15 protein-coding genes, 1 tRNA gene and 1 pseudogene are annotated in these 16,021 nt (G+C 37.5%); 8 read left to right on the top strand and 9 right to left on the bottom strand.

Annotated elements, in window-relative coordinates:
* The first annotated feature begins 148 nt into the window (after positions 1-148).
* Positions 149-3,670 carry a C1 family peptidase gene (locus QZ138_RS06000; protein ID WP_292887643.1) on the top strand — a complete coding sequence of 1,174 codons (3,522 nt, stop codon included), beginning with the start codon at positions 149-151 and terminating at the stop codon, positions 3,668-3,670.
* A 127-nt stretch (positions 3,671-3,797) separates the two neighbouring features.
* The gene (locus tag QZ138_RS05995; protein ID WP_292887425.1) at positions 3,798-4,091 is read left to right on the top strand and encodes a hypothetical protein; all 294 of its coding nucleotides are present in this window, start codon (positions 3,798-3,800) and stop codon (positions 4,089-4,091) included.
* Positions 4,092-4,186: 95 nt separating this feature from the next.
* On the opposite strand, the gene QZ138_RS05990 is transcribed toward QZ138_RS05995, so the two are convergent.
* From QZ138_RS05990 to gdhA, 3 genes are all read right to left on the bottom strand, one after another.
* Positions 4,187-4,489 carry a type II toxin-antitoxin system RelE/ParE family toxin gene (locus QZ138_RS05990; protein ID WP_292887423.1) on the bottom strand — a complete coding sequence of 101 codons (303 nt, stop codon included), beginning with the start codon at positions 4,487-4,489 and terminating at the stop codon, positions 4,187-4,189.
* Positions 4,473-4,703, bottom strand: coding sequence for a hypothetical protein (locus QZ138_RS05985; protein WP_292887421.1), 231 nt, complete (start codon positions 4,701-4,703; stop codon positions 4,473-4,475). Before QZ138_RS05985 ends, QZ138_RS05990 begins: the two co-directional genes overlap by 17 nt.
* A gap of 468 nt (positions 4,704-5,171) precedes the next feature.
* On the bottom strand, positions 5,172-6,506 hold the full coding sequence (gdhA, locus tag QZ138_RS05980) for an NADP-specific glutamate dehydrogenase (RefSeq protein ID WP_292887418.1): 1,335 nt from the start codon (positions 6,504-6,506) through the stop codon (positions 5,172-5,174).
* A gap of 471 nt (positions 6,507-6,977) precedes the next feature.
* Between gdhA and QZ138_RS05975 the strand changes: the two genes are divergently transcribed.
* Positions 6,978-7,214 (top strand): hypothetical protein, encoded by a 237-nt coding sequence (locus QZ138_RS05975; RefSeq protein WP_292887415.1) that lies wholly within the window; start codon positions 6,978-6,980, stop codon positions 7,212-7,214.
* On the opposite strand, the gene prf1 is transcribed toward QZ138_RS05975, so the two are convergent.
* On the bottom strand, positions 7,211-8,455 hold the full coding sequence (gene prf1, locus QZ138_RS05970; RefSeq protein WP_292887412.1) for a peptide chain release factor aRF-1: 1,245 nt from the start codon (positions 8,453-8,455) through the stop codon (positions 7,211-7,213). The genes QZ138_RS05975 and prf1 overlap by 4 nt on opposite strands.
* Positions 8,456-8,563: 108 nt before the next feature.
* Here prf1 and dusB point away from each other — a divergent pair, with 108 nt between their 5' ends.
* Positions 8,564-9,541 carry a tRNA dihydrouridine synthase DusB gene (dusB, locus tag QZ138_RS05965; protein ID WP_292887409.1) on the top strand — a complete coding sequence of 326 codons (978 nt, stop codon included), beginning with the start codon at positions 8,564-8,566 and terminating at the stop codon, positions 9,539-9,541.
* Here the strand turns inward: dusB and QZ138_RS05960 are convergent.
* Positions 9,530-10,498: a hypothetical protein gene (locus tag QZ138_RS05960; RefSeq protein ID WP_292887406.1), complete on the bottom strand. Its 969-nt coding sequence runs from the start codon at positions 10,496-10,498 to the stop codon at positions 9,530-9,532. The two genes, dusB and QZ138_RS05960, sit on opposite strands and share 12 nt — an antisense overlap.
* A 93-nt stretch (positions 10,499-10,591) precedes the next feature.
* Here QZ138_RS05960 and QZ138_RS05955 point away from each other — a divergent pair, with 93 nt between their 5' ends.
* Entirely contained in the window at positions 10,592-11,110 is a 519-nt protein-coding gene (locus QZ138_RS05955) for a zinc ribbon domain-containing protein (RefSeq protein ID WP_292887403.1), read from the top strand.
* Here QZ138_RS05955 and QZ138_RS05950 read toward each other — a convergent pair.
* On the bottom strand, positions 11,084-11,536 hold the full coding sequence (locus tag QZ138_RS05950) for a GNAT family N-acetyltransferase (protein ID WP_292887400.1): 453 nt from the start codon (positions 11,534-11,536) through the stop codon (positions 11,084-11,086). The genes QZ138_RS05955 and QZ138_RS05950 overlap by 27 nt on opposite strands.
* 72 nt (positions 11,537-11,608) lie before the next feature.
* Here QZ138_RS05950 and QZ138_RS05945 point away from each other — a divergent pair, with 72 nt between their 5' ends.
* From QZ138_RS05945 to cobK, 3 genes are read left to right on the top strand one after another with little or no spacing between them, the layout of a single operon-like run.
* Positions 11,609-11,998, top strand: coding sequence for a UPF0146 family protein (locus tag QZ138_RS05945; RefSeq protein ID WP_292887397.1), 390 nt, complete (start codon positions 11,609-11,611; stop codon positions 11,996-11,998).
* A gap of 4 nt (positions 11,999-12,002) precedes the next feature.
* Positions 12,003-14,432 carry a calcium-translocating P-type ATPase, PMCA-type gene (locus QZ138_RS05940; protein ID WP_292887394.1) on the top strand — a complete coding sequence of 810 codons (2,430 nt, stop codon included), beginning with the start codon at positions 12,003-12,005 and terminating at the stop codon, positions 14,430-14,432.
* On the top strand, positions 14,429-15,223 hold the full coding sequence (gene cobK / locus QZ138_RS05935; protein WP_292887391.1) for a precorrin-6A reductase: 795 nt from the start codon (positions 14,429-14,431) through the stop codon (positions 15,221-15,223). The genes QZ138_RS05940 and cobK overlap by 4 nt, the downstream gene beginning before the upstream one ends.
* An 8-nt stretch (positions 15,224-15,231) precedes the next feature.
* Here the strand turns inward: cobK and QZ138_RS05930 are convergent.
* The 3 genes and pseudogenes from QZ138_RS05930 to QZ138_RS05920 all read right to left on the bottom strand — a co-directional run.
* A tRNA-Ser gene (locus QZ138_RS05930) sits at positions 15,232-15,295 on the bottom strand.
* 35 nt (positions 15,296-15,330) lie between these two features.
* Positions 15,331-15,639 carry a 30S ribosomal protein S10 gene (gene rpsJ, locus QZ138_RS05925; protein ID WP_042691424.1) on the bottom strand — a complete coding sequence of 103 codons (309 nt, stop codon included), beginning with the start codon at positions 15,637-15,639 and terminating at the stop codon, positions 15,331-15,333.
* 67 nt (positions 15,640-15,706) lie between these two features.
* Positions 15,707-16,021 (bottom strand): annotated as a pseudogene (locus QZ138_RS05920) (elongation factor 1-alpha); the annotation flags it as partial.

Here is a 16,021-nt window from a genome sequence, read left to right as displayed (position 1 = left end):
TTGTGCAGGGATGGGTAAAATTTGATTCTGAAAATCATCAATAATATCTTATTTATAACAAAATACACAAACATTAAAATTGTATATAAATATGGGAGAAAAATATGAAATTTCATAAGATAAGCATATTCTTTCTATTTTATTGATAATGACAGTGGGAGTTGTCTGTGCTCAAGATGCAAATCAGACAGTTCCAGACACATTAGAACTTGACGACACACAGAAAGTTATTTCAGATACTCCTGAACTGTCATATGATGATCTATCAAAAAAAATAAATGAATCATCTGATTCAATAACATTAGAAAGCGATTATAAATATAAGGATACTGACAGTATTAAGCACATTGAATTTACAAATAGAAATTTCACCATTGATGGAAATAATCATGCAATCGATGCCGACGGCAAAACCAATATATTTAAAATGAATGGTGGAAAGTTAACATTGAAAAATCTTGTATTGAAAAACACCAATGACAGTGCAATACTATTGCGTAATGGTATACTGAACACCATCAACGTCACATTCATAAACACAACTTCTCCGAATACAGGAGGTGCAATATATGCCTACAATAGTATATATTACAGTAACAACGATAAATTTATTGACAGTTCCGCTAAAGATGCGGGATCAGCATTATTCGCATCATCTGCTACAATGCATATAAAAAATGCAACATTTGCAAGCAAAAATCCTATTAAATGGAGTTTGATTTATGGAATCAATAGTATTATTAATGTTTCAGACACTACTTTTGCAAACATTTCCTCAAAATATGCAACAGCAATATATAATATAGGAATCACACACATCACAAGATCAAAATTCATTAACTTAAGGGCAAATGCAACTGGAGGCGCCGTTGCGGTAAAAGGTGATGATGAAAAAGGATTTGCTCAACTATTAATTACTGACTGTGAATTTGCGAACATCACTGCTGGAAGAAATGGTGGAGCCATCTTTGCAGATATCGCAGCCGGCAGCGATACCCTAGGCGAAGGAAGAGTCATAATCACCAATACTGCATTTAACAAAAACACTGCTGAATTTGGAGGGGCAATACTCCAACTTGGAGGAACACTTGCTCTGATTAACTCCACTTTCACAAACAATACTGCATCTGAAAACGGTGGAGCAGTCTACACATCAAGGACAAATGTAGCCATTTACAATGATTCATTTACAAACAACCGTGCACGAGAAACTGACGGATGCGGCGGAGCCATATATCTTGATCATGGAGAGGCAATTATTGTCAATTCCACATTTGCAAATAATTCTGCAGGCAAAGGCGAAGCCATTTACTGTTATGAGATAATGTACACAATCAACAATGCAACTTTCAAAAACAATAAGATATACACCCAATTCGATTATACTGGAAGCAGCATAACAAACTGCGAAGGATGCAACGGCACACTAAACGAGACAAATATAACTTATCTCATAAGATACAACGGTGAAGCAATCATATTGAATCCTCAGCCTATTCCAGGCTCCGCTAAGGATTCTTACTTCAATCTGAATGATTGGGGATTGGTTACCCGTGTTAAAGACCAGGGCTCAATGGGTTCATGCTGGGCATTTGGAGCAGCAGGAGCATTTGAATCATCATACCTGATTGCAACAGGGATAGAACTGGACATTTCCGAAAACAATATTAAAAGCCTCTGTCTGCCGTATTCTGAATTCGGACAAACCAGCACAACCGAGGCTGGAAACATGGTTACAACCGCCGCATACTTTGCAAGCTGGTTAGGGGCAATCAACACAACCGATGATTTTTATGATGAGCTTGGAAAAGTTTCTACCCTACAATATGGCCCTCATGCGGTTCATACCGTAAACGCAGTTTTCATAAACATAAAGGACAAGAATGCCATCAAGGAATACCTGACAACATATGGTGCAATGAACATGTTTCTATACGGTGCAAATTCACAAGACCAATCCTACAGTCCCACATACCACTCAGTGTACAACAACGAATACGGGGCAAACCATTACGTGACATTAGTCGGATGGGATGATAATTTTTCAAAAGACCATTTCTCAACACCAGCTCCTGGCAAAGGTGCCTGGATTTGTAAAAACAGTTGGGGAAGTGAATGGGGAGATGGAGGATACTTCTATGTCTCATACTACGACAAATCATTAACTCAAGATGTTGTGGGATTCACATTTGACAATGTGGAGCAATACGAGAAACTTTATCAGAATGGAATCATCGGACTGCACTTATTTGACGACGACTACAATACATACGGACAGATATATACCAGCAAAAACGGAGATATAATTGCTGCTGTTGGAACCTACTTTGAAACCGCAAGCAGCCCATATACCATTTCAGTATATGTCGATGGCCGCATGGTCTACAGCCAAAGCGGAAAATCAAGCCATGCGGGATATGAAACAGTTAAATTGAACAAGTACATTGCAGTGGATGAAAATTTAACTTTTGAAATCAGGATAAAATCCGCTTCAGTGCCGTATGTTAAAAATTCAAGAAGTATCCTCATGCATAATGTGAATTACATTTATGATGACGGTAAAAAGATTGACCTAGGAACCAGAGGTTACTTTGCTCCGATTAAGGCATACACATATCACAATAGCGAGATTACCAAAAACGTTGTAAACTATTATGATAACTCAACTGAAACAATATTTTCTTTTTACAATATTTTTGAAGGCAATACAATTCAAGCGAGCTTCAACAATAGAAATTACACAATACCAATCGTCAATAATACCGGAAACATTTCATTGGGAGTTCTGCCTGTCGGAGAATACCTTGTAACCATAACCTACAACAATCAGACTATCTCAACACCAGTGTTAATAAAAACAACCATTTTCAGCGATGACCAAAAAGATATGACATTGGCATACAATGCAGGCGGATCTTTTGGAGTGCAGTTCATTAATCCAAATGGAAATCCTCTCGCAAATACCCAAGTAACCGCCAAATTTGATAATCAAGAACTTTCCGGTGCAATAACAAACGAAGAAGGTATATTAAGTATCAACATCCATCCTACTAATCCAATCGGAAAACACTACATTGACTATGTAAATCCGAAAAATGGCGAAACATTAAGAGTCACCATCAATATAGTTTCAAGATTCTATGGAAATGCAAACGTCAACATGTACTATGATGACGGACACACATACAAGGTGCGCGTAAGAGATGATACAGGCAAGTTTGTTGAAGAAGACGAAATTGTAACCATTAAAATCGGCAAACACATATTTAATGTAAAAACCGATGAAGAAGGTTACGCAATCTTGAAAATACCTTCCAAAATCACTCCAGGAAAATACACAATTTCCACAACATACAAAGGCCAAACAGTTAAAAACACATTAACAGTAAAACAGGTCTTGAAAACCAAAAAAACCGTCAAAGTCAAAAAGTCAGCCAAAAAACTTGTATTGAAGGCTACCCTCAAAAAAGGAAAAACCGCCCTCAAAGGCAAAGTCATCAAATTCAAGGTCAAAGGCAAAACCTACAAGGCAAAAACCAACAAGAAAGGTATCGCCAAGGTAACCCTCAAAAAATCACTCATCAAAAAACTCAAAGCCGGTAAAAAATACACAATCAAAGTGAGCTATTTGAGTGATGTTGTAAAAGCAACCTTAAAAGTTAGACGTTAGAGATTTAAATCTCTAACCCCTTATTTTTTTATAAAACCTTTAACAAATTATAATAATTAAGAAAACATTATATTTTAATGATTTGTTTTTTAAAACTTCTGTTAAAAGAAAATTAGGAGAGAATATCATGATCAGTGATGAGGAAAAACAGAAAATCAAAGCAGAGATATTGGAGAAAATAAACTCCGTTCTGGAAAAAAACGGCGAATCATTCAGGCTGGATAAGGTAAACATCCTGAAAACAAAAGAGACAGTCAAATTCATGGGAAACTACCGGGTTTATGACAGGAGAAATTATGACTCCGTCTCAAGAGAAATCAACTCCTTTTTAAAGCAATATGGGGATGTTGACATCAAATCCAAAAAAATCAGGGACAGCGGCATGAAATTCACCACCGTGAGCTTCAATTTTGAACTTTGAAAATTCTGTTAAACAAAAAAAAGAAAAAAAGAAACAAGGAAATCTATACGATTTCTTGTGCGGAAATAGGGCGATACCACCATACTTTGAAAGAATCAATTCCATTTTTTATAGATTGATCTTCTTGGACCAATATCAATTATTTCAACCTCTTTAGTTGATTCATTGATGAAATATATGATTCTATAATCGCCCACCCTTATTTTCTTACATTTAGGACATTTTCTACTTCTAAATGAACTTTCTGCTTCTTTATACGGATCAACAGCTAATTGATAATATTTACCATGTATCCTCCTTATCAATTTTTCATCATCAGAATGATTATCCATGAATCTTATTGCTTTTTTATCCTCAAAAAGTTCATAATGCACTTCCGAATTATTTTTTGAGGGCATTTAAATCAACTTTTCTAGTGCCGTTATAGTCCCCATTTTCAAAATGCCTAATTCTTTCATTATAGTAATCTGCTTCTTCATCACTTAATTCATCAAAATACATTCTTTCATACACCTCTATTAATCTAGCTATAATATCATTATATGTTTCGGACTTCAAGCCCAAATGAGCTAGTTTTGTGTGAACCTCTTCAGTTACTCGAATAGTTTTCATAGACATAGCGAATCCTCCAGTATATTAAAGTTAATCAGATACATTAATTATATTTAATATATTATTTATATTTATTGTAAATTAATATATCCTATTGGAGACAACTAACCTGAAACCTATTCCAACAAAAGATATATATTGAAAAATAATGAAATTTTTTGAAGTGCAAAAATGTGAAAAATCACAAATGTGTAAAATCACAACTATATTCAAAAAGCAGAAAAACACAAACACAATAACCACCAAATAAAACACGACAATACCATCACCTAAAAAAAACACACGATGACCCAAGTGATACCACCCTACATCGTAAAACAAAAAAGAGTGAATAAAACTATCCACAAATACTCTAAACTCCAAAAATTAAACTAAAAAGTATTTTATTATTCTAAATATAAATAAAAATTATACAATAACAAAATAACAAATAATTATACTAAAAAAAGAAAAAATAAGCAAGGACATCTATACGATGCCTTGTGCGTTCATAGCGTCAACTACTTTCTTGAATCCTGCAATGTTTGCTCCTGCGACATAGTTTTTGTCCATGCCGTATTCTTCAGCAGCAGCTGCAGCATTTTCAAAGATAGTTTCCATAATGGTTTGAAGTTTGCCGTCAACCTCTTCAAATGTCCAAGATAATCTTTCTGAGTTTTGTGACATTTCAAGTGCGGAAGTTGCTACTCCACCAGCGTTGGAAGCTTTACCAGGTGCGAATAATACTCCGTTTTCCTGCAAGTATTCGGTTGCTTCAATAGTGGTTGGCATGTTTGCTCCTTCAGCAACAGCTAAAACGCCGTTTTCAACTAGGATTTTAGCATCTTCTAATTGCAATTCGTTTTGGGTAGCACATGGTAATGCGATGTCACATTTGATGGACCATACACCTTTGCCTTCGTGGTATTCTGCAGAAGGTCTTGCTTCAGCATAAGCGGTTAATCTTTCACGTCTTACTTCTTTTACTTCTTTTAATAACTCTACGTCGATTCCTTCTGGGTCGTAGATCCATCCGGTGGAATCGGAACAGGTTACTGGGTTACCGCCTAATTGTTGTGCTTTCTGGATAGCGTAGGTAGCTACGTTACCTGCACCTGATACGACAATGGTTTTACCTTTGATGTCAATATCATTTGCTTTTAACATTGCGTTTGTGAAGTATAATAATCCATATCCTGTAGCTTCGGTTCTTGCAAGAGATCCTCCGAAGGATAATCCTTTACCAGTCAATACTCCTTCGTATAATCCTCTGATTCTTTTGTATTGTCCAAATAAGAAACCGATTTCTCGGCCACCTACACCGATATCCCCTGCAGGAACGTCAGTGTCTGCACCGATGTATTTGCATAATTCAGTCATGAAACTTTGACAGAATGCCATGATTTCCCTGTCAGATTTTCCTTTAGGATCAAAGTCGGATCCACCTTTACCTCCGCCGATTGGAAGTCCGGTTAAGGAGTTTTTGAAGATTTGTTCGAAACCTAAGAATTTGATGATTCCGAGGTTTACTGATGGGTGGAAACGTAATCCGCCTTTGTAAGGTCCAATTGCTGAGTTGAACTGTACCCTGTAACCGGTGTTTACTTGTACTTGACCGTTGTCGTCTACCCATGGAACACGGAATTTGAACTGTCTTTCAGGGTTTGTTAACCTTTCAAGAAGTGCATTTTTTTTGTATTCTTCTTCGTTTTCTTCAATTACTACCCTTAATGATTCTAAAACTTCACGAATAGCTTGGTGAAATTCAGGTTCTGAAGGGTTTTGTTCTATTATAGTTTCAATTACTTCATCTACGTATGACAAAATTATTCCTCCGAATAAAATTATAAAAATTATATCATTAAATTTTAACAATATAATTAATTATTTGCACTTCCTCATATTTAAATATTATTCAATTTTTACTAAAAATAAATCAATATCATTCATAAAAATTAAGATAAATATTATACAAATTATAAAAAATATAGAAACATCTATTTTAATTTTTAAATCTTTTCAAAAATTTTTCTACAATCTACAATAAAAATTATCAATACATAAACAAAGTCGGAAAGCATCTTCCACCATAAAATTTCCGAAGATGAAAGAATGAAAATGTTCTAGTAAATCATATATTACATCTGAAAAATCGAACAAAAAAGAAAAATACTCAAAAATTTTAAACAAAAATATATAGAAATTTAAAAAGCATATTACTTTATATATCATAATTTACAAATCAATAATTAAAAATGGGTAAAAATTAATTTTTAATAAACAAAGTGATAAAATATGATAAGCAAAACTCAATATGAAACACTCAAGGAAAATTATCTGAGCAAAAACAGGAGCCTGCATTCACTATATGTTGAAATAAACAAAGAAAAAACAGTTCCAAAACAAATATTTTTCAAATTAATCAACCAGATACGCCAAGAAGAAGGTCTAAGCGAATATTATACAAAAAAAGAAAAAAGAAAAAGTGACATTATAACACATCCGGACAAGTCTCCAAACTGTTATAATTAATAGTCTACGTAATACCTTAAAACTGCTGCAATTCCACCAAATGCCCTGAACAGTTGCATACCTTCTTCAGTTTCAGTGGAAATAAATTCAACATCAGTATTCATCTCTTCAGCCAATTCAACAAATTCATCATCAATGTCTATTGAATCCTGCTCTTTGAGATTGTCACCGCAGTCAGGACACTTCTTATGCATGTTATCCGCTTCAGCCTGTGACTTGACGGTGATTTTTTCCTCGTGACCGCAGCCTGAACAGACGAATGTCTTACGCATGCTTGACAAATCCTCAGACAGAAGCAATACGTCAACTGCACCCATAATCAGGTTTCTTCTAACCTCATCCTCCCCATAGGATGCAAGACCCTTTTCCTTGATCAGCTCCTTGATGAACCTTTGAACAAGTTTCTTTTCATGCATTACGTCAAGGTTTTCCAAATCATCGGCGGATTTTGTGATAACCTCACGGATTCCCTCTTCACCGGTGTAGGAAGTGTCAACAATGGATATGACCTTATCCTTAAGCTCATACTGGAGATAGTCGCCATCGTAGAAATCCTTTTTGGTAAATCCCGGACCTCCAAGAATGATTCCCTTCAAGTCATCCTTAAGCGGAAGGTAAGCCTCATTCATATGGTCTCCGATACGTTTTAAAAACTGGTGAGCGAGATCCTCAATTACACGGTCAAACCTTCTCTGTGACTGACCCCCTGCCTTATGTTTTCCAGGAACTCCACTTGTCAAGTGACCCAGAATGTTTTCCCTTTTACCTTTCAAAGTACCATAAGTGGCTTCGTTTCTGTCAATAACAGCCACACCATAGACATCGTGCTCCTCAATCATATACTCCAAAGGCTCTACGAAAAACTCATTGTTACATTTATACCAGTAAGTCTGAACAGGTTCAGGTGGCTCCAAAATGTATTTCTCCATCTTTTCAGTTCCAGGACCACCTTTAGGAATCATTCCCACAAAAAGGACGATACCGTTTTCAGGAGGCTGTTTGTATAATTTGATACTTTCCAAAATAACCGCAATTGCAGACTGTACGTTTTTCCTTGTTTGTTTACTCTTAATGTTAGCACTCTGACCCATTTCATCTCTCATGTGCTTACCAACATCACTCAACTGTTTGGATGGTGGAATATAAACGGAAACAAGCTCAGTACCTCTACCTCTCTTATTTGCTAATTCTTTTAATGTCTTTTTAAATTCATATAACTCTTTTGATGATACACTAGCCATGTTATCCCTATAATAATTAAATTAATATAATAGATATAATTATATAAATACAAATATAAATAATTAATGAAAAAACAAGGAAAAACTGCATAATTCAATGTGACTTCTATGAAATGGAAAATCGGAAATGTTAAAATAGACAACCAGGTGGTCCTTGCGCCAATGGCAGGAATATGCGATTCGGCATTCAGAAGAATAGCCAAATCAATGGGATGCGGACTGATTGAAACTGAAATGGTGTCAGACAAGGCAATAATGTATGAAAACACAAGAACACAGGAAATGCTTTACATGACGGATGCAGAAAGACCAATATCCCAGCAGATATTCGGAGCCGAAGCCAAATCATTCAAGATAGCTGCAGAATACATTGAAAAGACCATGAAACCAGACATCATCGACATCAACATGGGCTGTCCGGTTCCAAAGGTGGCAGTCAGGTCACAGGCAGGAAGCGCACTTCTCAAAAACCCTCCAAAGATTGGTGAAATCGTGGAGGCAGTTGTTGAAAGTGTCCATGTTCCGGTAACCGCAAAAATCAGAAGCGGATGGGACGAAAGCTGCATAAACGCCCTTGAAGTTGCAGGAATTGTTGAGGATGCAGGAGCATCAGCAATAACAGTCCATCCAAGAACAAGAGAGCAGAGATACGGTGAAAGTGCAGACTGGTCAATAATCAGGGACGTCAAGGAATCCCTTTCAATACCAGTCATCGGAAACGGAGACATCTGGTCATGTTATGATGCCCACAAAATGATTGATGAAACAGGCTGCGATGCAGTGATGATCGGCCGTGGGGTTCTTGGAAACCCATGGCTCATAAGGCAGTGCATTGACTATCTGGATGACGGAACAGAGCCTGAAGAAGTCACTCTGGATGAGAAGATCGAAATGATTAAAAGGCATGCGGAGCTACTTAGCGAAATCAGACCCGAAAAGGTTGCAATGCACAAGATGAGGACACATACGGCATATTATCTGAAGGGCCAGTGGAGAAGCTCCGAGATAAAGCCAAGAATATTTAAGATGAATACAAAAGAAGAATTGTTTGATTTGCTTGAAGAGTATATTGAGCTAGTCAGCTAATTTTTCATCGCAAAACTTGTCAAAGAGTTCCAAATCACCACTGGAAATCGTATCAACCTCAAGCAAGTCCATGCCGGTGATTTCAATCACCTCACGTGCCAGGCCAACGTAAGTGTCGGGATAGTCATTATATCCGAATATGTGCCATATGATATCGCCTTCAAAGACAATTTCCAGATACCAGTCATAACCTTCCAAATCATCGGGGTCACGGGCATTTGACTTCTTGTGATATTCATCAAAAATCCACATGTAGACATGATATCTCTCAAGCAATCCCAGGATAAGATTCCTGTCAATGCCGGTCAATTCCTTTTCAATGTATCCATCGATTTTATCCTCCTGAAAGTTAATGATCAGCCGAGGATTTGGAAGCTCATAAGGATAGGTCTGATAATGGCCAAATTCAATGGCTTTGATATCCAATTTATCTTCCAAATAAACGCCATCCCTTCTGATGTCAAAATAAAGTGGAGTTACGAGCTGCTTTTGATAGTTGAGGTGCAGAACGTCAAAATCAAAAAGCTCCTTTAATATTTCTCCGAATCCAATCCAGTTTGGAGGGAAATTGTTCTTGAAGCTGTATTCCTCGAAATTGTCCGTCGAATATATTATGACGTTGCATGAATAGACAAGCTCTATCTTTTCAAAATAGGTGAACTCTTCTGAGACAAAGCCATCAAACAATTTCAAATCATCAAAATCATGCAGGAATTTATCCTTTTGGGAATCGGTGAAATTATGAATCCTGCTGGTCATGCTCTTCCTCAAATCGACCAGTATGTCAATCCATGATGAGTCACAAAGGGAATGTTCGCTCAAAAACTTATCGCCGCTTCCCCTCTCTGAAATCTTATAATATGCATTGTTGTTAACCATATCAATGGTGAAACACTCATAGTGACGATTAAGCCTTTTAAAATTAAACCTTTGTGTGATTTCGATTTTTTCAATCATTAAAATATCTATCTTAGACAAGCATAATAAACTTAACTAAATTTAAAAACATTTATAAGGTAATTGCTATCAATTATTTAATTAAGTGATAGTATGATTAGAAGATGCCCCCAATGCGGAAGTGCTGCAGACGATATTTATGGTTTTTGTATAAAATGCGGACATGAATTTCCAAAAATAGAAGTGGATTCAGACACATGTCCATCATGCGGATTCCACAATCCTCCGGAAGCCGAATATTGTGTCAAATGCGGTACTCCATTAATCTTTAAGCAACAATTTGAAAAAACAAGCACCACTAACCTTGGTCCTATTGTCATTCAAAAAGAGGTTGTGCAGAGTCCTCCCGAACAAAAGCAAAACAGGACAAGCAGATGGCTGATATTTTTCGGTTATCTTTTCTCAATTTTGGGAGGAATACTCGGATTGATTATTGCAATCTATCTTTCAACAAGAAAGGACCCTGTTGCTCGAAAGCATGGGCATATCCAATTGGCAATATTCGTATTCTACATTGCGCTAATAGCCGTCTTATATGCAACCGGAAACATCCCTGCAGATGCAATATCCCAATACAAACAAATCCTATCTGGGAATTTTACCCGCATTTAAGTGCAGATACATCAGTATGGCACCTGCACCATCTTCATAATATCCCGGAACAACCCTATCTATTTTAAAATTGAATGTTTTGTAAAATTCGACTGCCCCAGTGTTGTTTTCATTGACTTCCAGATAAATAGTGTCAAGATTTAGAAGTGACAACACTGATATGGCCCTTAAAAGAAGTTTTGTTCCGGCTTTAAGGCGACGGTAATTCTTGTCCACTGCAATGGAAATTATATGGCCCTGATTTTCATATTTAATCCAAAAAAGAACATATCCAATGACATATCCATCTTCTTCTGCCACCAAAAAACCGACACCCATTTCATACAGCTGCTGGAACATTTTGATGCCATAAGACTGGTTGAAGGACATGCTTTCTATTTCATAAACTCTTTTTAAATCATTCGGCTTAAATTTTCTTACAAGCATAGCAAATTAAAATTTAAAAATCAATGTATTTAATAGTTTTGATGACAATAATATTAAAGTGAGGATTAAAAAATGTGGGACGATTTTGCCGAGTATATCTTAAGCGAAACTGAAAACAGAAATGTCAAAATTGCCGAAATTGCAGTTGGAAAGTTTGACAGAATTGCAGATTATCTGGCTTCAAAAGACAATATAGATTTGATTAAAACGGACATTGCTCCGAAAGATGAAACAGTCATAAAAGACGACATTACAAACCCCAATATGGAGTTATACAAAGATATTGACATCATCTATTCGATAAGACCCCCAAGCGAACTTCAGCCATACATCGTCAGGCTCGCAGTTGAAATCGGATCCCAGCTCATTATCAAGCCGTTGACAAACGAAGATTTAAATACAGGCAACGCTAAAATGAAATTAAAAAATTTCAAAAGGGCAAGTTTTTACACTTTAAGGTGATGTAATGGAAAACGTTCTATCGCAATTTGACTCATCAGCAGAGGGGCTCAGCAAACAGGAAGTCCTTGAAAGGCAAAAGGAGTATGGCCTAAACAAGATTGAAGAGAAAAAGCCGACACCATTAATCAAACTGTTCCTAATCCAATTTGTAGACATTCTGATAGGCCTGCTTATAGTTGCGGCCGTTGCGGCCTATGCGATTGGGGACGTCATTGATGCCTGCGTAATCATGCTTGCAGTTCTTTTGAATGTCATCATGGGTTTCATTCAGGAATACCGCTCCCAAAAGGCAGTTGAAAGCCTAAAGAATCTGATTGTTAAGACTGCAGTGGTCAAAAGGGAAAACAGAATTGAGCAGATAAATTCCGAGGAGCTGACAATCGGAGACATTGTAATACTTGAAGAGGGAGACAAGGTGCCTGCAGACCTCGTACTGATTGAGGCAAATAACCTGACCTGTGACGAATCATCCTTGACCGGAGAATCCGAAGCTGTCAAAAAGGAAATTGAAGATGAAGTCTATATGGACTGCAATATCCTCTCCGGAAATGCAGTGGGCGTTGTCAAAGCCATCGGAATGAAGACCCAAGTCGGCGAGATTGCAGAAGTTGTTCAGGAGGATGACGAGGACACACCATTGAAGGCAAAAGTGGGAAGGCTTGGAAAGACACTTTCACTAATTGCAATTGCCGTGTGTATCGCCATCTTTGTTTTGGAACTCTTTAAAGGAATCCCTCTTGTCGAGACATTCATGACTGCAGTTTCCCTTGCCGTTGCGGCAATTCCTGAAGGGTTGCCTGCCGTTTTGACATTGACACTTGCATTAGGCATGTCCGAGATGGCCAAATCCCAGGCAATCGTCAAAAGATTATTGTCTGTTGAAACATTGGGGTCATGCACAATCATCTGCAGTGACAAGACAGGTACACTGACCGAAAACAAAATGACCGTTGTTGAATCCTATTTTACAAATGAAGACAGAACACTGGAAATTGGAAAACTATGCAACAACGCCAGCATCTCAAACGGAGAAGCCATAGGCGACCAGACTGATGGAGGGATTTTAAAATTCTGCCAAAATCATAAAGGCGACTTAAAAAGAGTTGATGAAATACCTCTTGACAGCAATCGTAAAATGATGACCACTATACATAGCCTAAACGGTGAAAAGAATATTGTTTTTACAAAAGGTGCTCCAGAAATAATTCTAGACAAGTGCAAACACATAGATTATGATGGAAGTATTAAAATTATTGATGCTGAAAGCGAGGAAATTATAATTAAAAAAATTGATGAAATGAGCGGTCATGGCTTGAGAGTAATCGGATTTGCATACAAGGTTGAAGATGATGATGAGCCTGAGGAAAATCTGACTTTCACAGGACTTCTCGGACTTGCCGACCCTCCGAAAAAAGATGCCAAAAAGGCCGTAAGCGATTGCCTGAAAGCCGGAATCAAGGTAAAGATGATTACAGGCGATCATGAAAAGACAGCCTGCTCAATTGCAAAAAACCTGGGAATCCTTACAACAGGAAGGACAATAACCGGAGATGAACTTGAAAAGCTCACCACCGAAGAGTACCTGACAATTGCAGATGACATCCAAGTGTATGCAAGGGTAAAGCCAAAACAGAAAATGAGAATCGTTGAAGCCCTTAAAAGTTCAGGCAACATTGTTGCAATGACAGGTGACGGCGTAAACGATGCGCCAGCACTTAAAAAGGCATCAATCGGAGTTGCAATGGGTGACGGTACAGACGTTGCAAAGGAATCAGCAGACATGATTTTAGAAAACAACGACTTTGCAACAATTGTCAAGGCAGTCAAGGAAGGCCGTAAGATATATGACAACATCAAAAGATTCGTCAAATTCCAGGTTTCAACAAATGTCGGAGCAATACTGACAATTATTGGAACATCCCTGCTGAGCCTGCCACTTCCATTCAATCCGGTTCAGCTGTTATGGCTGAATATTGTAATGGACGGTCCGCCGGCCCAGACATTGGGAATTGAAGGTGCCGAAAAGGACCTGATGCATCGCCCTCCCGAAACAGGCGACATTCTCACAAAAAAGACCCTGATTGAAATATTGATTTCCGGAATCGTAATGGCAATTGGAACAATTGCAGTATTCAGCTATCAGCTGAGCATAAATTCAAACGAAAGCAAAGCGATGACCGTTGCATTCACACTGTTCGTAATGTATCAGCTGTTCAATGCATACAACAGGAAAGCGAATTCAGACAAGCCGAGCACTTACCTTTATGCCGCCATTGTCTTATCATTCCTACTTCAATTGTTAATCATATACCTGCCGCAGCTGCAGATCATATTCAGAACCACAGCAATCTCATTGATTGACTGGGCAGTAATCATAATCGTCGCATTTACAATAGTGATAGCTGAAAGAATAATGAAAAGAGTGATAAAATGAAGATACTGCTACTGGGCGGAACAAAGGACTCAACAAACATCATCGAGCATATCAAAGAAACTCACAATTATCATATCATGACTACCACCACCACAGAATACGGGGCGGAACTGGCCCGAAAAGCTGGAAGCGATGAGGTGATTGCCCGCCCGCTGCCAAAAGATGAAATCATTGAAATAATAAAAAGGGACAAATTTGATGTGCTGATTGATGCAACACACCCATTTGCCAAACATATCACACAGACAAGTGCCGGCATCGCCAATGAACTGAAAATGCCCTATATCCGCTTTGAGAGACCTACCACCAACCTTGAAAACATGGACACATCACATATCCATTATGCAGATTCATTTGACGAAGCGGGAAAATTGATTGAAAGCAAATTCAGTCAAGGAAACGTGCTGCATTTTGCAGGAGCCAATACCATGGAAGACATCCTGAAACATGTTGACGTCGGCAGGTTCTACCCAAGAATACTGAATGTGGAAAGCTCCATTGAAAAATGTGAAAAGCTGGGCGTTGATCCGTCCCACATCATTGCGATGAAAGGTGCCGCCAGTCTTGAGGAAAACCTTGAGCTGATTGAAAAGTATGATGCAGGCGTGATGATTACAAAGGAAAGCGGCGATGTGGGTGGAGTCATTGAAAAAATCCAGGCTGCAAATGAAAAGGATGTTGCAGTTGTGATGATTCAAAGACCAAAAATAGATGAATTAAATAAAAATGATATTGTATCTAATCTTGACGAATTAGATATTAAGCTAAAAACTTTTTTTAAAAATAGATAAATATAAAACGCCGAGACTGGGAACCTCACAGGATTTCAAGTCCTGCGCCTTACCAGACTAGACTATCTCGGCATATGAAAAGGAATATTTAGAAGGATTCTAAATATTTATCCTTTAAGTTCAATTTCAATACTTACATTATCAGGAACGTTTACTTTCATGACTTGTCTCATAGCACGTTCGTCAGCTCCAATACCGATTAAACGTTTATGAATTCTGAGTTCCCATTTTTCCCATGAAGCTTTACCTTCTCCATCTGGAGATTTTCTTGTTGGTACAACTAACTTTTTAGTTGGTAAAGGGATAGGACCAGATAAGTCGACACCAGTTCTTTCAGCAATTTTTTTAAGTTGATCACATACGTATGCTAATTTTTCTGGGTCAGTTCCAGTAAGTTTAATTCTTGCTTGATTCATTTATTCTCCTCCCAAAAAACAAAAAGAAAGAAAGTAAAAAATTACTTTCTAATTATTGTTTACAAACTTATTTTGCTGCGGTAATGTTAAGACATAAACCTGCTGCAACAGTTTGACCCATATCTCTGATAGCAAATCTACCCATTTGTGGGATTTCTTTTGCGTTTTCGAGACACATTGGTTTGGTAGGTTTGATTTTAACAATAGCTGCGTTACCGGTTTTTAAGAAGTCAGGGTTTTCTTCGTCAACAGCACCAGTAGCAGGATTTAATTTTTTGGATAATTCTAAGAAAGTACATGCTACTTGGGAAGTGTGACAGTGGAATACAGGAGTGTATCCAACGGTAATTACACCAGGGTGTTGTAAAACAACAATTTGTGC

The organism is Methanobrevibacter sp. UBA212 (assembly GCF_905233225.1).
Classification (GTDB): domain Archaea; phylum Methanobacteriota; class Methanobacteria; order Methanobacteriales; family Methanobacteriaceae; genus Methanocatella.
Note: the sequence above shows the minus strand (reverse complement) of the source record. Positions and strands in the feature narration are given on the sequence as shown.